Annotated in this window: 22 protein-coding genes; 14 read left to right on the plus strand and 8 right to left on the minus strand. The window is 59.3% G+C overall.

The annotated features are described in order from the left end of the window. The first annotated feature begins 75 nt into the window (after window positions 1–75). From pqqA to CLV41_RS15215, 6 genes are all read left to right on the plus strand, one after another. The gene (gene pqqA / locus CLV41_RS15190) at window positions 76–177 is read left to right on the plus strand and encodes a pyrroloquinoline quinone precursor peptide PqqA (RefSeq protein ID WP_103223263.1); all 102 of its coding nucleotides are present in this window, start codon (window positions 76–78) and stop codon (window positions 175–177) included. Between the two features lie 28 nt (window positions 178–205). After that, complete coding sequence (gene pqqB / locus CLV41_RS15195) at window positions 206–1,168, plus strand: pyrroloquinoline quinone biosynthesis protein PqqB (protein ID WP_103223264.1); 963 nt, start codon at window positions 206–208, stop codon at window positions 1,166–1,168. After that, window positions 1,165–2,004 carry a pyrroloquinoline-quinone synthase PqqC gene (gene pqqC / locus CLV41_RS15200; protein ID WP_103223265.1) on the plus strand — a complete coding sequence of 280 codons (840 nt, stop codon included), beginning with the start codon at window positions 1,165–1,167 and terminating at the stop codon, window positions 2,002–2,004. The genes pqqB and pqqC overlap by 4 nt, the downstream gene beginning before the upstream one ends. Before the next feature lie 4 nt (window positions 2,005–2,008). Continuing rightward, window positions 2,009–2,317 carry a pyrroloquinoline quinone biosynthesis peptide chaperone PqqD gene (gene pqqD, locus CLV41_RS15205; protein ID WP_103223266.1) on the plus strand — a complete coding sequence of 103 codons (309 nt, stop codon included), beginning with the start codon at window positions 2,009–2,011 and terminating at the stop codon, window positions 2,315–2,317. Continuing rightward, window positions 2,314–3,417, plus strand: a complete 1,104-nt coding sequence (gene pqqE, locus CLV41_RS15210) for a pyrroloquinoline quinone biosynthesis protein PqqE (RefSeq protein WP_103223267.1) — start codon at window positions 2,314–2,316, stop codon at window positions 3,415–3,417. Before pqqD ends, pqqE begins: the two co-directional genes overlap by 4 nt. 146 nt (window positions 3,418–3,563) lie before the next feature. Then, a complete protein-coding gene (locus tag CLV41_RS15215; protein ID WP_103223268.1) occupies window positions 3,564–4,304 on the plus strand; it encodes a TenA family protein in 741 nt (246 codons plus the stop codon). Window positions 4,305–4,426: 122 nt separating this feature from the next. Here the strand turns inward: CLV41_RS15215 and CLV41_RS15220 are convergent, their stop codons facing one another. The 3 genes from CLV41_RS15220 to CLV41_RS15230 all read right to left on the minus strand — a co-directional run bounded on the left by CLV41_RS15220 (window position 4,427) and on the right by CLV41_RS15230 (window position 7,850). Further along, window positions 4,427–5,083 carry a carbonic anhydrase gene (locus CLV41_RS15220; RefSeq protein WP_235867147.1) on the minus strand — a complete coding sequence of 219 codons (657 nt, stop codon included), beginning with the start codon at window positions 5,081–5,083 and terminating at the stop codon, window positions 4,427–4,429. A gap of 143 nt (window positions 5,084–5,226) precedes the next feature. Beyond that, window positions 5,227–5,604 (minus strand): hypothetical protein, encoded by a 378-nt coding sequence (locus tag CLV41_RS15225; protein WP_103223270.1) that lies wholly within the window; start codon window positions 5,602–5,604, stop codon window positions 5,227–5,229. Between the two features lie 248 nt (window positions 5,605–5,852). Beyond that, window positions 5,853–7,850, minus strand: coding sequence for a protein meaA (locus CLV41_RS15230; protein ID WP_103223271.1), 1,998 nt, complete (start codon window positions 7,848–7,850; stop codon window positions 5,853–5,855). Between the two features lie 288 nt (window positions 7,851–8,138). On the opposite strand from CLV41_RS15230, the gene ccrA reads away from it, so the two are divergent. Beyond that, window positions 8,139–9,434, plus strand: a complete 1,296-nt coding sequence (ccrA, locus tag CLV41_RS15235) for a crotonyl-CoA carboxylase/reductase (RefSeq protein ID WP_103223272.1) — start codon at window positions 8,139–8,141, stop codon at window positions 9,432–9,434. Window positions 9,435–9,586: 152 nt separating this feature from the next. Here ccrA and CLV41_RS15240 read toward each other — a convergent pair whose 3' ends face one another. Continuing rightward, the gene (locus CLV41_RS15240; protein ID WP_103223273.1) at window positions 9,587–10,261 is read right to left on the minus strand and encodes a class I SAM-dependent methyltransferase; all 675 of its coding nucleotides are present in this window, start codon (window positions 10,259–10,261) and stop codon (window positions 9,587–9,589) included. A 254-nt stretch (window positions 10,262–10,515) separates the two neighbouring features. On the opposite strand from CLV41_RS15240, the gene CLV41_RS15245 reads away from it, so the two are divergent. Further along, window positions 10,516–11,052, plus strand: a complete 537-nt coding sequence (locus tag CLV41_RS15245) for a CAP domain-containing protein (protein WP_235867142.1) — start codon at window positions 10,516–10,518, stop codon at window positions 11,050–11,052. An 18-nt stretch (window positions 11,053–11,070) separates the two neighbouring features. On the opposite strand, the gene CLV41_RS15250 is transcribed toward CLV41_RS15245, so the two are convergent. Then, window positions 11,071–11,517 carry an SH3 domain-containing protein gene (locus tag CLV41_RS15250; protein WP_170107207.1) on the minus strand — a complete coding sequence of 149 codons (447 nt, stop codon included), beginning with the start codon at window positions 11,515–11,517 and terminating at the stop codon, window positions 11,071–11,073. Window positions 11,518–11,746: 229 nt separating this feature from the next. Between CLV41_RS15250 and CLV41_RS15255 the strand changes: the two genes are divergently transcribed. Then, complete coding sequence (locus CLV41_RS15255) at window positions 11,747–12,238, plus strand: hypothetical protein (RefSeq protein WP_170107208.1); 492 nt, start codon at window positions 11,747–11,749, stop codon at window positions 12,236–12,238. A 15-nt stretch (window positions 12,239–12,253) separates the two neighbouring features. Here the strand turns inward: CLV41_RS15255 and CLV41_RS15260 are convergent, their stop codons facing one another. After that, a complete protein-coding gene (locus CLV41_RS15260) occupies window positions 12,254–12,985 on the minus strand; it encodes a glycoside hydrolase family 25 protein (RefSeq protein WP_103223275.1) in 732 nt (243 codons plus the stop codon). Between the two features lie 570 nt (window positions 12,986–13,555). Here CLV41_RS15260 and CLV41_RS27790 point away from each other — a divergent pair. From CLV41_RS27790 to xth, 4 genes are all read left to right on the plus strand, one after another. Continuing rightward, window positions 13,556–13,732: a hypothetical protein gene (locus CLV41_RS27790; RefSeq protein ID WP_170107209.1), complete on the plus strand. Its 177-nt coding sequence runs from the start codon at window positions 13,556–13,558 to the stop codon at window positions 13,730–13,732. Next, window positions 13,729–14,355, plus strand: coding sequence for a demethoxyubiquinone hydroxylase family protein (locus CLV41_RS27570; protein ID WP_146048573.1), 627 nt, complete (start codon window positions 13,729–13,731; stop codon window positions 14,353–14,355). The genes CLV41_RS27790 and CLV41_RS27570 overlap by 4 nt, the downstream gene beginning before the upstream one ends. Window positions 14,356–14,745: 390 nt before the next feature. Next, entirely contained in the window at window positions 14,746–15,939 is a 1,194-nt protein-coding gene (locus CLV41_RS15270; protein ID WP_103223277.1) for a cation:proton antiporter, read from the plus strand. 68 nt (window positions 15,940–16,007) lie between these two features. Then, a complete protein-coding gene (xth, locus tag CLV41_RS15275; protein WP_103223365.1) occupies window positions 16,008–16,817 on the plus strand; it encodes an exodeoxyribonuclease III in 810 nt (269 codons plus the stop codon). A gap of 24 nt (window positions 16,818–16,841) precedes the next feature. On the opposite strand, the gene CLV41_RS15280 is transcribed toward xth, so the two are convergent. Next, complete coding sequence (locus CLV41_RS15280) at window positions 16,842–17,816, minus strand: NADPH:quinone oxidoreductase family protein (RefSeq protein ID WP_103223366.1); 975 nt, start codon at window positions 17,814–17,816, stop codon at window positions 16,842–16,844. A 175-nt stretch (window positions 17,817–17,991) separates the two neighbouring features. Between CLV41_RS15280 and CLV41_RS15285 the strand changes: the two genes are divergently transcribed. Beyond that, complete coding sequence (locus CLV41_RS15285; protein WP_103223278.1) at window positions 17,992–18,537, plus strand: RNA methyltransferase; 546 nt, start codon at window positions 17,992–17,994, stop codon at window positions 18,535–18,537. A gap of 15 nt (window positions 18,538–18,552) precedes the next feature. Here CLV41_RS15285 and CLV41_RS15290 read toward each other — a convergent pair whose 3' ends face one another. After that, on the minus strand, window positions 18,553–19,875 hold the full coding sequence (locus tag CLV41_RS15290; RefSeq protein WP_146048574.1) for a hypothetical protein: 1,323 nt from the start codon (window positions 19,873–19,875) through the stop codon (window positions 18,553–18,555). Window positions 19,876–20,046 lie beyond the last annotated feature (171 nt).

Here is a 20,046-nt window from a genome sequence, read left to right on the forward strand (position 1 = left end):
GACCAAAGTGGCCCCTGCTCGAAATGAAGGCGAATGCTAGACTTCACCTGCTTGTCCATCAGAGGAGGATACGACATGAAAACCTGGAAAAAACCCGCAATGACCGCCGTTGAAGCCGGTTTCGAAGTCACGCGCTACATGCCCGCTGAAATCGGCACCTGCGGCCGCAAGAAGTAATTCAGCATAGCACAGGGGGAGGTACCCGGTGAAAATCAGGGTCCTCGGCTCCGCAGCTGGCGGCGGCTTTCCGCAGTGGAACTGCAACGCCCCGCTCAGCCGTGCTGTACGTGAAAAAAGGCCCGGCTTTCTCGTTCGAACGCAATCGAGCATCGCAGCGAGCGCGAACGGCCGAAGCTGGGCTGTTTTCAATGCCTCTCCCGACATACGTGAGCAGATCGCGGCAACCCCGGAATTGCAGCCCCGGGCGGACGGAGCTCTCCGGCATACGCCGATCGGCGCGATTGTCCTGACCAATGCCGATGTCGACCATATCGCCGGGCTCCTGTCCCTGCGTGAGCGCGAACCATTCATACTCTACGCAACGGCCCGGGTGCTGAAGACCCTGGCCGAAAACAGCATCTTTCAGGTGTTGAACCCGGACGTGGTGGAACGGCGCGAGCTTCCCCTCGAGGGGATAACGGAACTGGAGGGACCAGAAGGGCCTCTCGGCCTGAGCATCGAGACCTTCGCGGTTTCGGGCAAGGTCGCTCTGTTTCTGGAAAACGCGGCGGACCGAAATTTCGGCACCGCTCCTGGAGACACCATCGGCATTGCCCTTAGACCCTCAGGCTCACAGGGATCGGTTCCGCGGGGCAAGACACAGCCGGATGGTACCCTGTTCTACATTCCCGGCTGTGCGGCGGTGGACGATATCCTGCGGAAACGGATCGACGGCGGCGCCTGCCTCCTGTTCGACGGCACGGTCTTTCACGACACCGAGATGGCGGATACCGGCGTCGGCAGCAAAACCGGTGCCCGCATGGGCCATATGGCCATCGATGGAGACAACGGAACCCTGGCAGCGCTGAGGGACGTCAATCTCGGCCGCCGGATCTTCGTGCACATCAACAATACGAACCCCATCCTCGATCCCGGCTCGGAAGCCGCGAAAACGGTGGAAGCGGCGGGATGGGAGATCGGCTATGACGGGATGGAGCTGACGGTATGACTGAAGCGGTAACGGCCAGGAATTTTCACAGCGTCGCGGAGACCGGCAATCAAAGTGGCGTCGAACTGTCACCGGCCGATGAAATACGCAAGGCCGGGCGCCTGCTTTCCCCCGCGGCTCTGGAACAGACGCTGCGCACCGCCGGTTTCGACCGCTATCATATCCATCATCCGTTTCACAAGCTGATGAACGCCGGCGAGCTGACCAGGGCGCAAATGCAGGCCTGGGCGCTCAACCGCTATTGCTATCAGGCCGCTATCCCGAAAAAGGATGCCATTATCCTGTCGCGCTCGGAGGATCCCGAATTCCGCCGCGAATGGCGCAAGCGCATCGTCGATCACGACGGCGGCGGCGGCGAGGAAAAGGACGGCGGCATCAAGCGCTGGCTGAAACTGGCCGAGGGGCTCGGTCTCGATACCGGCATGGTGATGTCCCGCAAATACGCCTTGCCCGCGACCCGCTTCGCGGTCCAGGCCTATATCGACCTGGTCTCCCGTTCGTCCCTCCTGGTTGCCGTCGCCTCGTCCCTGACCGAACTCTTTTCGCCGGTCGCCATTGGCGAGCGGGTTCCCGCAATGCTCGCCCGCTACGACTACATCACCGAAGACACGCTCGCCTATTTCAAGCCGCGCCTGCATCAGGCCCCGCGCGATGCCGAGCACGCGCTCGATCTCGTCACCCTTTGGGCCGATACGCCGGACAAGCAGGCCGACGCCGTCGAGGCACTCTTCGCCAAGTGCGACATCCTCTGGGCGATGCTCGACGCGCTGCATTTCGCCTATGTGAACCCCGGCATGATCGCCCCGGGCGCTTTCCGTCCGGCAGATGCGGAGTGAGACTTTGACACCTTTTCGAACCCGGGTGGTGATCACATCGGCGAGCCGGCCCCTGGTGCCGCCTCACGTCCACCTGCGGTTCGACGATCTGAGGGGCAAATGGGTGGTGCTGGCGCCTGAAAAGGTGCTCTGGCCGGATGAGATCGGCGCCGACATTCTCGGCCGCTGCACGGGTGCGGCCACCGTCTCCGATATCGTCGGCGGCCTTGCCGAAGATTACGATGCGCCGGCCGAGCAGATCGCCCCCGACGTTCTCGCCTTCCTGCAGGAATGGTGCGACCGCCTCCTGCTCCGCTGCGAGGAGACAAAATGACCGCCCCGACCGCAGGACCCGCAGTCGGCCCGCCGCTTGGCATGCTCGCGGAACTGACCCACCGCTGCCCGCTGCAATGCGGTTATTGCTCCAATCCGGTCGAACTGCTCAAGGCGAACCGGGAGCTGGACACGCAAGCCTGGCTCGACACCTTCGAACAGGCCGCCGATCTCGGCATTCTTCAGGTGCATCTGTCCGGCGGCGAGCCCACCCTGCGCAAGGACCTGGAGCGGCTCATCGCCTGCCTCGACGCGCGGGGGGTCTACACCAATCTCATCACGGCCGCCGTTACCCTGACCCGGGACCGGCTGGAGGCATTCGCCGAGGCCGGCCTCGCCCATGCGCAGGTGAGTTTTCAGGGAGCCTGTGCGGAAACGACGGAACGGGTCGGCCACTACAAGAACGCCCACCAGAAGAAGCGTCAGGCGGCGGCCTGGATACGCGAGCTCGGCCTGCCGCTGACCGTCAATGCGCCGATCCACAAGCTGAACATTCATGAAGTTCCCGACTTCGTCGCCCTTGCCCTGGAGCTTGGCGCCGAGCGGTTGGAAATCGCCAATGTCCAGTATTACGGATGGGCCTATCTCAACCGCGCCGCTCTCCTGCCGGACTACGACGCGGTCATGCGTCAGGTAGACTACGTGGAAAAAACGCGCGAGGAGCTGACCGGCGTCCTCAACATAGACTTCGTCACGCCCGATTATTACGCCGATTATCCCAAACCCTGCATGGGCGGCTGGGCCGCGGATGCGTTCATGATCACTCCTGACGGCACCGTGCTGCCCTGCCATGCGGCCCAGACGATCACGTCGCTCGCCTTTCACAGGGTCGGCGAGAAACCGCTTCGCGAGATCTGGGAAAATTCCGAGGCCTTCAACCGCTTTCGCGGCTTCGACTGGATGCCGGAACCCTGCCGCTCCTGCGAAAGAAAAGAGATCGATTTCGGCGGCTGCCGCTGCCAGGCATTCGCCATGACCGGCGATGCAGCGGCCACCGACCCGACCTGCATCAAATCCCCGCACCACGCCGCTTTACGCGACCTCCCACCCGAGGAGCCGATCCGCAGACGCGTGGTCGGAAGGCAGTCTGCGTCCACCTAGAGCATTTCGTAAATGCCTGCCCTCTCCGTACCGGAAAAATGGGGGAGAGTTCGCGGCGGCATTGCGCAAAGGTGGAAACCCGGCGTGCACTTTCTCTATACTGCATCGGGGCTGCATCCGGTTTCGTCCAGGGAGTCTGCAATCCAATGTCCACACCGTTCGACGGGTCTTTCCAGGATTTCCTGGCAACCACGCCCGATGCGCGCTTTACCGCCTGGCTGGCCGCAAGAGCGGAACCCTACTGGTCCGAGGCAACGAACCATGTCTTTACACGGGCGATCGGCGACGGGTCGATGCCGGAGGCCGCCTATGCGCGTTATCTGATCGAGGACTACACCTTCATCACCGATCTGGCCTCGACGCTCGGCTACCTGGTCGCCAAGGCGCCCTCCATGCAATCCAAATCCCGGCTCTCCGCCTTTCTCGCGCTGCTGACGTCGGAGGAAAACGACTATTTCTTCCGCTCTTTCAAAGCTCTCGGCGTTGCACCTGAAATCTATGAGACCGCCGCACAGGGCCCGGTCACACGCGCCTTTGCCGACCTTTTGCTGACGGCATCCGGCAAGGGCATCTACGCGGAAGGCCTCACCTGCCTGCTCTGCGCCGAATGGTGTTATCTCACCTGGGGCCGCCGCGAAGCTCAAAAACCGCGCCCGGGAGCATTCTACCTCGCGGAATGGATCGATCTTCATGCAGTCCAGGGTTTTGAAGACTTTGTCAGCTGGATCCAGGAGGAAATGAACCGGATCGCACCGGTTCTTCCCAACGAAACCCAGGAAAAACTGGCTCAGCTCTTCCGCCATATGAGCGCGCTGGAAGCCGCGTTTTTTGAATCCGCCTTCAGGGGAACCGCAGCGCCTCTCCCCAATGAATTTCAGCGGCCTTGACCCGCATTTCTCAAATCCGCATGCGTGCACCGGAGCCAGCGTCTCCGAAGCATCGGTCTTGAGAATACCCGGACCAATCGAAATTCAGGTTTCACTCAAATCCGGCTTCCTTGGCAGGTCGGTCACCCCAAGTTCGCTTCCGGCCGCACCGGTTCGAATTTTCCCGTTTCGGGATCCATCACCCTGAACTCGCCCGACCCGATGTCGAACCAGGCCCCGTGCAATTCCAGAACGCCCTGCTGCACCGCCTGCTCGATGAAGGGAAAGGTCAGCAGGTTTTTCAGCGACTGGCGGATCCCGGCATATTCCATCGCGAGCTGCGGATCGTCCGCCTTGTCGATCGGCATGCAGGCCATGGCGATCGCCGCCGGCTCAAGAAGCTTGATCCAGCGGCCGATGAACTTGCCGGTCGCCAACGGCGCATTGGCGTTTTCGCGGAAGGCCTTCACCCCGCCGCACTGGCCGTGGCCCATCACGACGATATGCTTGACCTTGAGCCCCTCGACGGCGAATTCTATTGCCGCGCTGGTGCCGTGCTGGCCTTCCGTGTCCTCGTAGGGCGGCACCAGATTGGCGACATTGCGGACGACGAACAGTTCCCCCGGACCGACATTGAAGATGCCTTCCGGCGTCACGCGGCTGTCGCAGCAGGAAACCACCATCACTTCGGGCGTCTGGCCGTAAACCGCGAGACGCTCATGCGTTTCCTTGTAACGGACGAAGCCCTTGCCCAGATAGCGGCCGTAGCCTTCCAAGAGATGTGCCGGAAATTTCAAGATGCCTGTCTCCATTCGCGCCGAAGATCCCCCGCGCTAGCCCGGGATCTTCCTGACGGCCATAGATAAGGGTTAGCACCCTGCGCGCCAAGGACTTTCGGAGACGGAAAACCGGCTGTGCGAAGTGACGCAATACCACCCATAAGTCAGGTGGCCACATTTATCTCGTGCGGCGCTTCATCTTCGCCGTGGTCTTCATAGGCGTGACGGACATTGCCTGCCGGAAGCCGGTCGACCGGACCGCGAAGCGGATTCACAGGCCCGTGGTCTATGCCGGGCTCAAGCACCTGCAAGGCTGTTGCCCGGTAGGCGGCAACACCGTCCAGCGTGTGGTTCACTGTGTGATGTGAGTCGATGAGAACAGCCGGACTGTCATCGGACTGTCCGGTATCGGGTTCCTGGCGCTCTGCGGAGTCACTCTTTTTTCTGCGCTCGTGGCCGGTTCCCTCACCGTCCCGATCCGCTGGATACTCTGTCGCATGCGCCACGACTTGGGCCGAGAGCGGCCTTTCGATCGTCGCCATTCCGGCCTCCTGGCCTTCACAGAATTGCCGCCTTCTGGCGGAACCCTTCCAGTCTCTCAACAAAGGGTTAACAAAGCTTTACAGAAGGTTAACCCTTTGTTTTGGGGAAGAAAAAACCGCGCCGGATCAGGAAAGCGGTCGGGCGGAGACAGCAGATGCATAAGGTTGCGGAAGCAAACCAGGAGCGCGATACGTTCTCAAAGCTGTTCCGGAGATCCGAACAAGTGCTTTGAGGTCAGGTCTGTACCTTAGGCCGCTTGCTCGGCTTTGCTTCCGACGATCCTCACCACGTCCGCCATGATATCGGTAAGCTGGAAATCCTTCGGCGTATACACCGCCGCGACGCCCATCGCCTTCAGCCGGCCGGCATCTTCATCGGGAATAATGCCGCCGACGACGACCGGGATATCGTTCGCGCCGGCCGCCCGCAGACGGTCCATCACGTCGCCCACAAGCGCCAGATGCGAGCCGGACAGGATGGACAGCCCGATGACGTGCACATCCTCCTCCACCGCCGCGTTGACGATCTGCGCAGGCGTCAGGCGGATGCCTTCATAGACGACCTCCATACCGCAGTCGCGCGCCCTGACGGCGATCTGCTCCGCACCGTTGGAATGCCCGTCGAGACCGGGTTTGCCGACCAGGAATTTCAACCGCCGGCCCAACCTGCCGCTGACCGCTTCAACCTCGCTGCGAACCGCCGCCAGATCGCCCGCATCGTTGCGCACCGCCTGTCCGACGCCCGTGGGAGCTCGGTATTCGCCGAAGACCTCGCGCAGGACGCGGCCCCATTCGCCGGTGGTGACCCCGGCCTTCGCCGCCGCGATGGACGGTTCCATGATATTGCGGCCTTCCCGCGCGGCGCTTTCCAGCCCGGTGAGCGCTGCCGCGACCGCCGTTGCATCGCGCGCTTGCCGCCAGGCCTTGAGCTTGCCGACCGCTTCTTCTTCCACGTGTTCCGCCACGGTCAGGATCGCGCCGTCCTCTCCGCCGGAAAGCGGCGAAGGCTCGCTATCGGTCCATCGGTTGACGCCGACGACGACCTGCTCTCCGGCTTCGATAGCAGCCAGCCGCGCCGAATTGGCTTCCACGAGCTGGCGCTTCATGTAGCTGGAATCGACGGCCGCGACGGCGCCTCCCATGGCGTCTATCCGGCCGAGTTCCTCGCGCGCCTCCGCCTTGAGGGCCTCGACCTTTCTGGTGATTTCCGAAGAGCCCTCGAAAATATCGCCGTATTCCAGAAGATCGGTCTCATAGGCGACGATCTGCTGCATCCTCAGCGACCACTGCTGATCGAACGGCCGGGGCAGGCCCAGCGCCTCGTTCCAGGCCGGCAATTGCACGGCGCGGGCGCGGGCGTTCCTGGATAGCACCACGGCGAGCATTTCGATCAGGATACGGTAGACATTGTTTTCCGGCTGCTGTTCGGTCAGACCCAGCGAATTCACCTGAACCCCGTAGCGGAAACGGCGATAGCGCTCGTCCTCGACGCCGTAGCGCTCCTGGCAGATCTCGTCCCACAATTCGGTGAAGGCGCGCATCTTGCACAGCTCGGTGATGAAACGCATGCCCGCATTGACGAAGAACGAAATCCGCCCCACCGCCTTCGGGAAATCCTCTTCCGGAATGGCGCCGCTCGCCTTCATGGAATCCAGGATGGCGACCGCTGTCGCCAGCGCGAAGGACAACTCCTGCACCGGTGTCGCGCCCGCTTCCTGCAAGTGGTAGGAGCAGACATTCATCGGATTCCATTTCGGCATGTTGGAATAGGTCCAGGCGATCACGTCCGTCGTCAGCCGCAGGGACGGCGCGGGCGGGAACACATAGGTGCCGCGAGACAGATATTCCTTGATGATGTCGTTCTGGGTCGTGCCGGAAAGCAGTTTGCGGTCGGCGCCCTGCTCGTCCGCCGCGGCGATGTACAGCGATAGCAGCCAGGGCGCGGTCGCATTGATCGTCATGGACGTGTTCATGCGCTCCAGCGGGATCTCGTGAAACAGGGCGCGCATGTCGCCCAGATGCGCCACCGGCACGCCGACCTTGCCCACTTCGCCGCGCGCCAGAAGATCGTCCGGATCGTAACCGGTCTGCGTCGGCAGGTCGAAAGCCACCGACAGGCCGGTCTGACCCTTGGCAAGATTACCACGGTAGAGCTTGTTCGATTCAGCGGCGGTCGAATGGCCCGCATAGGTCCTGAAAATCCAGGGACGGTCCCGTCCCGTACCGCTGCCACCTTCTGAACTCATGCCGCTCCTCCTCCTAAGGCCTTCTGCGGCCTGTTTTTTTGTGTTTCAGCGCACCCTTTGAGCCGGTTCCTCACCTTCAGGCGAAAGTGTGCCGGAGTTTGCACAACTGCGAAACCCCTAATGTGCAATGCAAAATATGCTTGGAGTCAAAACGCAAGTTAAGCAATAGTCGTATAGAGTGTAGAGCTATTTTGAACAATAGTTGCGCAAAACCGGGTTCAAGCCCGGCAGAGCCTTGTGCACTTGCGAAGGAGTGCGGCCGACAACAGCCCTGGGAGGGGGAGCAGAATGACAGCAGCAGCCGGAACCAATGACAACCGAACACGTGAGGACGCTCCGGTGAAAGACCTTTATGAAATCGGTGAGATCCCGCCTCTCGGCCACGTTCCGAAGAACATGTATGCCTGGGCCATCCGGCGCGAGCGTCACGGCCCGCCGGAACAGGCCATGCAGCTCGAGGTCGTGCCGACCTGGGAGCTCGACAGCCACGAGGTTCTGGTTCTCGTGATGGCCGCCGGCGTCAACTACAACGGCATCTGGGCCGGTCTCGGTGAGCCGATCAGCCCGTTCGACGGCCATGGCGCGCCCTATCACATCGCCGGATCGGACGCCGCCGGCATCGTCTGGGCGGTCGGCGACCGGGTCAAGCGCTGGAAGGTCGGCGACGAGGTCGTCGTGCACTGCAATCAGGACGACGGCGACGACGAGGAATGCAACGGCGGCGACCCGATGTTCTCCACGTCCCAGCGCATCTGGGGCTACGAGACGCCGGACGGTTCCTTCTCGCAGTTCACCCGCGTGCAGGCCCAGCAGCTCATGCCGCGGCCGAAGCACCTGACCTGGGAGGAAAGCGCCTGCTACACGCTGACGCTCGCCACCGCCTACCGCATGCTGTTCGGCCATCACCCGCATGAGCTGAAACCGGGCCAGAACGTTCTGGTCTGGGGGGCTTCCGGAGGTCTGGGCTCCTACGCCATCCAGCTCATCACCGCCGCCGGCGCCAATGCCGTCGGCGTGATTTCCGACGAGGACAAGCGCCAGTTCGTCCTCGATCTTGGCGCCAAGGGCGTGATCAATCGCAAGGACTTCAACTGCTGGGGTCAGCTTCCGAAGGTCAATTCCACCGAATATGCCGAATGGTTCAAGGAAGTCCGCAAGTTCGGCAAGGCGATCTGGGACATCACCGGCAAGGGCAACAATGTCGACATCGTCTTCGAGCATCCAGGCGAGGCGACGTTCCCGGTCTCGACCTTCATCTGCAAGAAGGGCGGCATGGTCGTGATCTGCGCGGGCACTTCCGGTTTCAACTGCACCTTCGACGTCCGCTACATGTGGATGCACCAGAAGCGGCTGCAAGGCTCCCATTTCGCCCATTTGAAGCAGGCTTCGGCCGCCAACAAGCTGATGATCGAGCGGCGGATCGACCCTTACATGTCCGAAGTCTTCCCCTGGGACCAGATCCCCAAGGCGCATACCAAGATGTGGAAGAACGAACATGCGCCGGGCAACATGTCTGTCCTGGTCTGCGCGCCGACCACCGGCCTGCGCACCTTCGAGGATGTCATGGAGGCCGCCAACCGTTGACCCCGGGGATAGTCCCCTCATTGCGGTAACGGATGCTCAAAAGCTCCCGAAAGGCTGTCCTGCAGCCGGACCAGCCCGCTCCGGCGGGCTGGTCATTTGTTTGAAAGGTCCCGCCCCGGCGCTCTTGAGCCGGTGAAGGACGGCATTTGCGGCTAATTCGCGTAGCCGACCCAGCCCTTGAACGTGAAAGCGCAATAGAACAGTTCGACGTCGGAAAAGCCCGCCTCGCGCAGCAGGGCGGCGTCCTCTTCAGGCGGGAGAACCGGCAACCGCTCCTTCATGGCCGCGATGCCGTTTTCGCTCTGCATGCCGGGCATGCCCGATGCCGCCGCGAAGGCCGCATAGCGGGCGAGCCACCTGTCCTTGCCCGCAGCATCGTTGGGAAAACTATGATGCGCGGCAACGAAGGCCGCGCCGGGCTTCAGGCGGCGGTGTATCTCGCGCAGTGTCCGCAAACGCTCTTCCTCAGGCAGGAAATGAAGGGTGAGAAGACAGACCGCACCGTCGAAGGGATCTTCCGGCGCGTTTTCGATATATCCGTTCAGAAGCTGCACCCGCGCAGCAAGGGTCCCGAGTTCGGTCCGCGCCTGATCCAGCATTTCCGTCGATGGATCCACACCGCAAAAACGCCAATTCGGATACATCCCTGCGAAGGCTTTCAGTTCGAGCCCGCCACCGGCGCCCAGAACCAGGATGCGTGCCTCTTCGGGAGACCGTTCGGCCAATAAAAGCGCCGTCATCCGATGCAGATCCGTGAGGCCCGGCACGAGCCGCGCCGTCCGTTGCGCATATCCTGACACCGAGACGGGGTTCGAAAATGACGTCATGGAGGTTTCCCCTGGCCGCCCTGATTGGGTCAGTTGCACAAGTGCCGCGAAAGAATGTCGTCGCACATCACGTTACTTTATATGTTACGAATCTTTTCCCCGATCAAGGATCGCCGGAGATTTTTTCGAAAGACGATACACCGGGGGCTTGATCGCCACTTTCACCGGATCGCCGCAATTCTGCTTACTTGTCGTCCCATCACCTTTCCGGCGGGGCGAATCATGTCCCTGATAAAAGCGGGAAATTCCAGACCTTGGCTGACAATCCTATCGGTTATCGATCCTTGACCCTCGCGGCAGCCGGTGCGCTGGCGCTTGCCGCAGCCGCCTGCACGGGCGATCGCATACAGACACCGTCCTTCTATCAGGACCTTGCGCGGGTTGACGGACAGGTGGATGCCGCCACCGCCGCGCAGATGATTTCCCAATACCGGATCAACAACGGTCTTGCCCCGGTCACGCCAGATCCGCGGCTGTCCGCGATCGCTGCGTCGCAGGCCGACGCCATGGCCGCCGCCGGGTCAGTCAAAGCCTCCCTTGAGCCCGGCCAGCAGCTCGCCACGCGCATGACCTCCATCGGCGAACCGAAAACGGCCGCCTCCGAAAATGTCAGCGCGGGCTACCGCACGTTCGCGGAAGCCTTCTCAGGCTGGAGGGAGTCGCCGAAACACAACGAGGTGCTGCTCAGCAAGGACGCCACCAGGCTCGGCATCGCGACCGCCTATGCGCCCAATGCCAAGCACAAGGTGTTCTGGTCGCTGGTTATGGCAGCCCCGAAACCCGCGCAATAAATCGGCAGGCACTCGCTGCTAATAAACCTGATGTTCGAAATAGCGCGGCGGATAACCCGGATAGCGCGGCCTGTAGGGAGCCGGGCGCACCGGCTGCACCACGACCGGCGGACGGCCGTAGATCGGATAGTTCCGTTCATAGCGCGGCACGCCTATATAGACGCCGGCATTCGGGATCGGACGGCCATAATAGATGCCGTCGCCGCCATAGCTGAGATATTTTCCCGAAACCCAGCCCTTCGCGTTGGTGAAGGCGGCATCGCACCATTTGAAATCGGCGGTACAGCCGAAAACCGTCACGCCGCCGCCACGCGGCACGGTTGTGATGACCGGGTAGTTGGTGCCGGGACCGGCGCGCATGTTGAGATTGGCGGTCGTATAGGCGATCGCCGGACGAGACTGGGCGGCTGCCGGCAGGGCCGTCATGGCCACCGCGACCAACGCCAGCGACAAGCGGATCAACATATTCAAAACTCCGAAAACCTGCGCCCCGACACCACCAAGAAGTGAGTATACAACGTGGCGAAAATATAGCGCTGCATTGTTTCTCCCACCTGTCTTCCCCCACATGATTGCTCACCTGGCTTGCGTCCGGCTTGCGTTCGCGGCTTGATGGGGCCGGATGCGAAGCGTTTCCCGGACCGGAAACGGTTTTCATTGATATGAAACGGGAAAGGTTACGGGGCAAAGTAGCATGCAACGAATTCAAGTGATCGCGGCCCTTTTTGCCGCGTCGGTGCTGGGGCTCACCGTCATCACCTTTCCGGCTGCCGCTTTCGACGCCCATGCGGGATATTATTATCCGGTGCCTCAAACGCGGGAAGTCTATGTCTCCGAGCTCGCCCCGGCGCCGGATACCGGCAAGAAGTCGCGGGCCGCGTTCGTGATCGGTCTGGCCGGCCAGCATGAAGAGCGCAACCGCGTTATCGGCTACCATCTCTTTGCGAAGGGCGCCGAACTTGAAAAACTGATCATAGTCGCGACCGGCGACGGTCAGTACGACACGCTGTACCGGCTGCGCGCCCTGCTGGCTTCGCTGACATCCATGGCGCGCTCAACGGAACTTTTCGCACGCTCCAACCAGCCGCAGGAACTGAATTTTCTCGATTTCTGCAAGTTGATCGGTTTCACGCAGGTCACCGTCAGCGACGGCAGGAACATTGCCCACCAGATCACGGTTCGCTAAGCCGGATCAGCGTTATCAGCGTTTGAGCTTGCCGTTCAGCCAATCGCGAAATTGCGACTTGGTACCGAAAAACGCGTTCCGGTCAACCTCGCCGCGAATGCCGGGCACGGACCCTTCCGCCGTATACTGCCAGAATACCCAGTCTTCGCGCTGCTCGTAGATGTTGTTCGGATAGGTGGCGACGGAGCGCAGCCAGAAGTGCTCGCCCTTCAGCGCGCCGACAAGCCGGTCGCGGTGGAAATCGACGGAGGAGTAAATCACCGGCCGCTTGCCATAGTGCTTTTCCATTTCGTCCAGAAAGATCTTCATGTCGCGAATGACCTGCGGCCGTTCGGGCCTCGTCCGGCAAGTCTTGGAATGGGCGTTCCATTCCATGTCCAGAACCAGGGGCAGTGCCTGCGGATCGACGGGAACGATTTCCTTGACCCAGGCAATCTGTTCCTCGACCGGCCGGCAGAAATAATAAAAGTGATAGGCGCCGCGCGGCATCCCGGCCTGGCGGGCGGTAACCCAGTTTTCGACGAAGCGCGGATCCACATGGTCGCCGCCTTCCGTCGCCTTGATCCAGGCGAAGGCGACACCGGACTGTTTGGCCCTGTGCCAATCGATATCCCCCTGCCAGCGCGAGATATCGATACCGTGGACGGCAAAGTCCTCCGGAGTCGGGTCGGGAAAGTCGTAAGCCGAACAGGAGCCTAGAAATATAAATCCAACGATTGAACAAAACGTCTTTATCAGGGGCAGCACAGCGTCCTCGACAAGGTTAAGAAAAGCTTGTTTAACGGCTCAAAATGCCTGTGATTTCCTAACGGAGCGTGGACAAAACCGCTTTTTCCCGGCAAAGGCACCTGTCCATTTGTGCCAGGAGCGCTGATTAGGGCGCGATTGCGGCCGATCAAAGACGTGGCCGATCAAAGACAAGTTCCTATCTCACTCGACATATCGCTCATATTAACTACATAGAGCGAAAATAGTTTTGAGTTTAATTGATTGCCCCACCCCAATAATCAGACGAATTTCCCGTTAAAAACGTCGTTGACAATTGTTTCAAAACGCATTTACCTATTAACCTTATGGTTGTATTGGAGGGCGATATTGATATGTGTGTTGACAAAGATGGCGAAATCCGTGTCCGAAATTTAGTCAATCATGTTAGGCAAGAACGCGTAACTCATAGACTTATTTCAGATGAAAACAATGAAGAATTCGCAGCTGCAATTATTCAAGCAATCAGCGACTTAAATTGCCCAAATAGCTCTTTAAATAAAGGAACGCCCCAAAAGTAATGTTCTAAATATACAAAAAGGGACAATTAACATGAGCGCTAAAGTCGAAAAATTTAAACAAACAAAGAAATTAATTAGGCCCGTTGTTGAAAATTGGTATTTAGAAACTAAAAAAAGTGATAAATCTTTTAAAAAAATACGTCAAAATGAAATAAGTAAAGTAGTTCGACGAGCTGCTCGATTGTACCTAGCGAGCGAAAGCAGATGAGTTACAATGAAATATTTTCAAATTTTGTTCCGAGCTGGAACAGTATTGAAAAATTTAGAAATACAATTGGGCCCAGATCGCTTTATGTAACCTATGCCGCACCCTTTTTGGTGAACGCTTTTAAAAATTCTGAAGATTGGCAATCAAATATCGAGAAAAATTCAACGATAGTCTTATCAATTATATTGCTTATTTTGTCGGATCGTATTCTCTCAACTTACAAACCTGAATATTTGAGAAGTATTAATGACAGAAATTTTAACACCCTTAAAGAGAAAAGTGAAGCCGTTGAATCTACTATGAAAAACATTATATCCATCGATTCGCACTACAAAAAATACCTTGACGAACTTGTTGAAGACGCTGTTGATCAGCCACACCATGAAGAAATGAAGAAAAAAATTCGAGAATTTAGAATAAAAGCAGATATATCAAAATTGTTAGCTGGTTTTTTGGTCGAAATATCACCAAAAGCACAAAGAACTCTAAATAAAGAAAATCCTACCCTAAGATTAATAATCTTATTCGGACTAATATCTAGCATAGCGTTAGCTACGATGGAAGCTTTGAACGCTACCGGTTATGTTCTAAATTTTTTGATTGATTTTTTTCAGAATAACTAGAAAATAACTCACCGTCTTCTGCAATACTAAGTAAATCTTTCGCGCTCTTAACGAAAAGCTCCGCGAAGTTTAGATCGATTGGCAATCCTGTTTTTTTGGAATACGCAATCGCCTCATTCACGTCGTCTGAATGCTTCAACTCGGCCTCCACACATTGGTGAGCGTAAATCACGCTAGTTGAAACTTTTCCGAAGTCAACCTTAAACTGCAGCGCAACACAGAACTATCACCGCCTATGATTCGCAAAATCATCTTACGAATCATAGGTTAACAAAATTTAAACCTGGATATCTAGTTAATTATTTAGCGATTCAATTTTTCCTGTGGAGTCAATAGATCTGATTGCGGCCAATCAAAGACGTGGCCGGCAAAAGGCCTCATGAACGCGTTATGGAAACCGCCTACATACTGATGGCCGTGGGCGCTCTGCTGCTGACCGGCATGCTGGCAGACGAAATCGGCCACAGGACCCGGCTGCCGCGGGTGACCCTTCTGATCCTGTGCGGCCTTGCCGCCGGGCCGGCATTTCTCGACCTGCTCCCTCTCAGCCTCACCGGGCTCTATGACACCCTGTCGGTGCTGGCGCTTTCGATGGTGGCGTTCCTCTTGGGCGGCAAGCTGTCGAAGGTACATCTGAAAAACAGCGGCCGGTCCGTCGCCATCATCTCCGCGTGCGCCGTGGCGGTTACGGCCGTGATTGTTTTCGCCGGCCTGTCGGCGATGGGATTTCCGGTTGCTCTTGCCCTGATCCTGGCCGCCCTTGCAACGGCGACCGACCCGGCGGCGACAAACGACGTCATCCGTCAGGATCGGGCGGAGGGGCCGTTCACCACCATCCTGTCCGGCATTGTGGCGCTCGACGACATATGGGGCATTCTGGTGTTCGCGATCTGCCTGACCGCGGCGCAGACATTCCTGGGCACCGCCGGTACCGGCGCGCTTTACCACGCTATCTGGGAAGTCATCGGATCGATCCTCCTCGGCGTCGCCATCGGTCTGCCCGGCGGTTTCCTGTCGGGACGCCTGAGGTCCGGCGATCCGACGCTCGCCGAAGCCCTCGGGATCGTCTTCCTGACCGCGGGACTGGCCTTGTGGCTCGACCTGTCCTTTCTCCTGGCCGGCATTGCCTGCGGCGCCATGGTGGTCAATTCCGGCCGCCACCATTCCCGGCCGTTTCACGAGATCGAACATATCGAATGGCCGTTCATGATCTTCTTCTTCGTCCTGGCCGGCGCGTCGCTGCAGGTGGACCTGCTTGTCGAACTCGGCGCGCTGGGAACCGGCTACGTTCTGCTGCGGATCGCCGGACGCCTGCTCGGCGGCTGGCTCGGCGGCAGGCTCACCGGCTCCCCCGGGACAAGAGACAGCTATCTCTACGGCCTGTCTCTTCTTCCCCAGGCGGGGGTCGCGCTCGGCATGGCCCTTGTCGCGGCGGAAACACTTCCGCAATTCCGGTACGAGATTCTGACCGTGGCCATCGGATCGACGGTGGTGTTCGAGCTTCTGGGCCCGGCGCTCACCCAGCAGGCCTTGCGTCTTGCCGGCGAAAGCGGCAAGGCAGCGGAAGACACTCGCGAAGACTGAAATCCGTTGCACTCCCCGGCCGAATCCGTATGACTTGGAAAATTGCAAATCTCCCCGGCAAGGACCTCATGACCGACCGTCTCAAGCTCGTCACCTGGAACATCAACTCCGTGCGCCTGCGCATGCCGATTGTGGAGCAGCTGATCGAGGAAACCGCGCCGGATGTGATCTGCCTTCAGGAAACCAAGTGTCCGGACGCCAATTTCCCGGAAAACGCCTTCCGCAAGGCCGGCTATGAGCACATGGCCATCAACGGCCAGAAGGGCTATCACGGCGTGGCGACGCTCTCCAGGCTGCCCTTGAGCAACGTCGAAAAACGCGGTTTCTGCGACATGGGCGACAGCCGCCATATTGCGGTGGATATTCCCTTCAACGGCGCCAGCCTGCGCGTGCACAATTTCTATGTGCCCGCCGGCGGCGACGAGCCGGACCGCACGATCAATCCGAAATTCGGCCACAAGCTCGATTTCATGGCGGAGATGCAGGGCTGGCTCAAGGACGAGGAAACGTCCAGGCCGGCCGTTCTCGTCGGCGACCTCAACGTCGCGCCCTTCGAGCACGACGTCTGGTCCCACAAGAAGCTGCTGAAAGTGGTCTCCCATACTCCGGTGGAAACCGAGCTGCTGGAAGAGATCCGCAAGTCCGGCGGCTGGCTGGACGCCATGCGCCAGTTCACGCCGCTGGACGAAAAGCTCTACACCTGGTGGAGCTACCGGGCGAAGGACTGGTCGCAGGCCGACAAGGGCCGCCGTCTCGACCATGTCTGGGTCTCGGCGCCGCTTGCGCCACATATCAAGGGCACGACCGTCCTGCGCGACGCCCGCGGCTGGGAAAAACCGTCGGACCACGCGCCGGTGATCGCGGAATTCTCGGTCTGATCCCCAGGCCGGTCCGTATCCACCTCAGGGCGTGACGATCACCTTGCCGCGCACCCGGCGGGCGGCGATTTCCTCCAGAGCTGCGGCAACCTGTTCCAGCGGATAGACCGCGTGGACATGCGGTTTCAGCTTGCCCTCCCGCACCCAGTCCAGCAATTGCGCCATGTTTTTCCGATGACCGTCCGGATCCCGGTTCAATGCCTCGCCCCAGAAGACGCCGCGTATGTCGCAGCCCTTGAGCAGCGGCAGGTTCAGCGGAATTTTCGGAATATCGCCGGATGCAAATCCGACCACCAGGAAACGGCCTTCCCAGGCCGTTGCTCTCAACGCCTGCTCCGACAGGTCGCCGCCGACGGGATCGTAGACCACATCCACGCCCTTGCCGCCGGTCAGCTCCTTCAGCGTGTCTTTCAGGTTCTGCCTGGAATAGTCGACTGTATGGTGGGCGCCGAGCGATTGCGCGAAAGCCAGTTTCTCTTCGGACGACGCGCAGGCAATCACCTTCGCCCCCATGATCGCGGCAATCTCGACCGCCGCCTGGCCGACGCCGCCGGAAGCCCCGAGCACCGCCACGGTTTCCCCGGCACGAAGGCCCGCCCTGTCGCGATAGGCATGCAGCGTCGTGCCGTAGGTGACCGTGAGACCGGCGGCGGTTTCGAAGGAAACGTCCTCCGGCAGCCGCACGAGATCGTCCGCGCGCACGGCGACCTTTTCCCGGGCCGCCCCCCAGCGCATATAGCCCATGACCCGGTCGCCGGGAGACAGCTCCGTCACGCCTTCACCAACCGATTCGACGATCCCGGCGAATTCGGCGCCCGGCGAAAACGGCAGGTCCGGCTTGAACTGATACTTTCCCTGAATGATCAGCGTATCGAAAAAGTTCAGGGCACAGGCCTTCACCCGAACAACCGTCTCGCCTGGCCCTGCCACCGGCTCGGATATATCCTCGACGACGAGATCCGAAGCCGGACCCGGGGATTTGCAAAGACAGGCTTTCACGGCGACCTCTTGAAGCAGCGGCAGGGCAGTCAGGTTATCAATGCCCACCCACCGCAGATATTGGCTTTCCGGATAAGGTCCGGGTTGAACGCGGCGGACATTTCCGCGGCGGACCTTTCAGCACCGCCGACTTTCCGGTATGAGGCTTTCTGAAGAAAAACAATGGAATGAGAGAATGCGCGGATATTTTGCGGTCGGGGCGGAAGGCCTCTCCAAACGGATGAACCTCGGTACGCTGATGCGCTCCGCCCATGCCTTCGGTGCGAATTTCTTTTTCACCGTCGATGCCGACCGCAAACTCCGCAAGGCACCGCCTTCCGACACCTCCAAGAGCCCCGGCCATCTGCCGGTTTTCACCTGGGACAGCGTCGAGACCATGGACCTGCCCGCGGGCTGCCAGCTTGTCGGCATCGAGCTCACCGAGGAGTCGATTGACCTGCCGAGCTTCGGCCATCCGTTGCAGGCGGCCTATGTGCTCGGTCCAGAGCGCGGCTCCCTGTCGCCGCAGATGCTGGAGCGCTGCGACCATGTCGTGAAGATCCCGACCAAATTCTGCATCAACGTCGCCATGGCGGGCGCCATCGTCATGTATGACCGCCACAGGGCCCTCGGCCGTTATGCGGACCGCCCGGTCACCGCCGGTGCGCCGAAGAGCGAACGTCCCAAGCACGTCAGCGGTGGCCCCGTGATGCGCACGGGCAGAAAAGTACCCGGAACCTGAATCGGAATCCGGACTTCACCATTTGAAAATGTTTCTCAGCGCACTGGTGGGTGAATCGAGCGTCTTATAGCGGTCGCTTCTGCTCAATTCCTCGATGATCATGTCCTGCCGCTGAACATCGAGCCCTTTGGCCGATTCCCTCAGTATCAACACCTGATTGTCCACGGACCTGCTGCTGCTTTCTTTCACAGCGTCCAGGCTGGACGAGACAGAGCGGGGGTCTTCCAGCAAATACAGGAACTCCGCCGCCTGGTAACGGATGGTCTTGTCCTCATCGGCTGCAGCCTCGACAAAATACGGAAATTCGTCGGTTGTCAGTTCATTCGAGATATCGGTTCTCAGGGTCTCGTCGGTCCGCAGCATTTCCGAAAGTATATACGTCACGCCAACCCGGATGCGGTAGTCGTCCACGCTCCCGCCGCTTGCTGCCACGAAGGCATCGGTCAGTTGATTGACGGCGGACGGACCTGCCCTGACCAACAGATCGCGGGCGTTTCGCCGCCGGTAGATTTCCTCGCTTTTCAGGTCGTCTATCAGTGTTCCTATTTCCGTTGGGTTCAGATCGAGGTTTTCCGGACCTACAGCAGCTGCTTCGGCCCGCGCGGATATCCCGAAAAGGCTAAAATCCGCTGACTGCGGTGCCTTGGGAGAAGAATCCCTTGCGAGCGTGTCTCTTTCCTCGAACAGCACGACTTCACCATCCATGACCACCCGGTTTTCGTAATCAAATGTCAACTGCAGAAACTCGTCTCCGGACGAGATGTGGCCGAGCATGCGCTCTTCGAACAAATCCGAATTCGCATAAAGCTGGTAAAATTCTCTTCCGGAATTTTTCTCGATGGTATCGACCTGCATCCTGACCCGGCGGCTCTTCAGATCCCTGCCGACATTCAAAAACCGGATCGTCGAGGTGGAGCGGTCTCTGTAGACATACATCGGATGCTCATCGATTATCCGCAGGTCCGCGACCTTTGAAAAATCTCCTTCCAGGCTTCCCTTGATAAAGTCATTGGGAACCGGAACGTCAGTGAATTGCTGGAGAACCAGAAAGAGCAAGACTGCGGTTGCGCCGGCTCCCGTGGCCGACCAGCCCGCCCAGCGTCCGGAGACCTGCGTTCCGAACATCGCCAAAACGATGCCGAAGCCCACACAAATTGTCAAAGACGAAGCGACCTGATTGCGGCCCATGAACAGGATCGTGGTGCCAAGTACGACGAGAAAAAGCCCGACGAACACGCCTGCCAGCATCTGCCGTTCGGAAATCAGCTTAGAATTCAATGCAGAGCCGGCCGCCGACGGCAGCCCGTTTGGTAAATTCGGATTATGTAAACCAGACATCTTTCCCTCCCAGAAGAAATTAAATGGAGGTCTTAATCAGCAATCCATGAACTTTACTTGCATTTCTGATTTTTTGCAATCTTTACTAGCATCGAGGCGGCCGGAAACCGGCGTTAATTGGCCCAAGTCTCCGGCATGATTTCAGTCTTCGAGACCACTACAAAGCAAATG

This window comes from Roseibium marinum (assembly GCF_002906165.1).
Taxonomy (GTDB): domain Bacteria; phylum Pseudomonadota; class Alphaproteobacteria; order Rhizobiales; family Stappiaceae; genus Roseibium; species Roseibium marinum.

Bases quoted from the DNA above. Each gene is read 5' to 3' on its own strand.
- pqqA (WP_103223263.1), top strand. From the start codon at position 76: ATGAAAACCTGGAAAAAACCCGCAATGACCGCCGTTGAAGCCGGTTTC.
- CLV41_RS15215 (WP_103223268.1), top strand. From the start codon at position 3,564: ATGTCCACACCGTTCGACGGGTCTTTCCAGGATTTCCTGGCAACCACG.
- pqqC (WP_103223265.1), top strand. From the start codon at position 1,165: ATGACTGAAGCGGTAACGGCCAGGAATTTTCACAGCGTCGCGGAGACC.
- ccrA (WP_103223272.1), top strand. From the start codon at position 8,139: ATGACAGCAGCAGCCGGAACCAATGACAACCGAACACGTGAGGACGCT.
- CLV41_RS15225 (WP_103223270.1), bottom strand. From the start codon at position 5,604: ATGGCGACGATCGAAAGGCCGCTCTCGGCCCAAGTCGTGGCGCATGCG.
- CLV41_RS15255 (WP_170107208.1), top strand. From the start codon at position 11,747: ATGCAACGAATTCAAGTGATCGCGGCCCTTTTTGCCGCGTCGGTGCTG.
- CLV41_RS15250 (WP_170107207.1), bottom strand. From the start codon at position 11,517: ATGTTGATCCGCTTGTCGCTGGCGTTGGTCGCGGTGGCCATGACGGCC.
- CLV41_RS15240 (WP_103223273.1), bottom strand. From the start codon at position 10,261: ATGACGTCATTTTCGAACCCCGTCTCGGTGTCAGGATATGCGCAACGG.
- xth (WP_103223365.1), top strand. From the start codon at position 16,008: ATGACCGACCGTCTCAAGCTCGTCACCTGGAACATCAACTCCGTGCGC.
- CLV41_RS15290 (WP_146048574.1), bottom strand. From the start codon at position 19,875: ATGTCTGGTTTACATAATCCGAATTTACCAAACGGGCTGCCGTCGGCG.
- CLV41_RS15270 (WP_103223277.1), top strand. From the start codon at position 14,746: ATGGAAACCGCCTACATACTGATGGCCGTGGGCGCTCTGCTGCTGACC.
- CLV41_RS15285 (WP_103223278.1), top strand. From the start codon at position 17,992: ATGCGCGGATATTTTGCGGTCGGGGCGGAAGGCCTCTCCAAACGGATG.
- CLV41_RS27570 (WP_146048573.1), top strand. From the start codon at position 13,729: ATGAGTTACAATGAAATATTTTCAAATTTTGTTCCGAGCTGGAACAGT.
- CLV41_RS15230 (WP_103223271.1), bottom strand. From the start codon at position 7,850: ATGAGTTCAGAAGGTGGCAGCGGTACGGGACGGGACCGTCCCTGGATT.
- CLV41_RS27790 (WP_170107209.1), top strand. From the start codon at position 13,556: ATGAGCGCTAAAGTCGAAAAATTTAAACAAACAAAGAAATTAATTAGG.
- pqqE (WP_103223267.1), top strand. From the start codon at position 2,314: ATGACCGCCCCGACCGCAGGACCCGCAGTCGGCCCGCCGCTTGGCATG.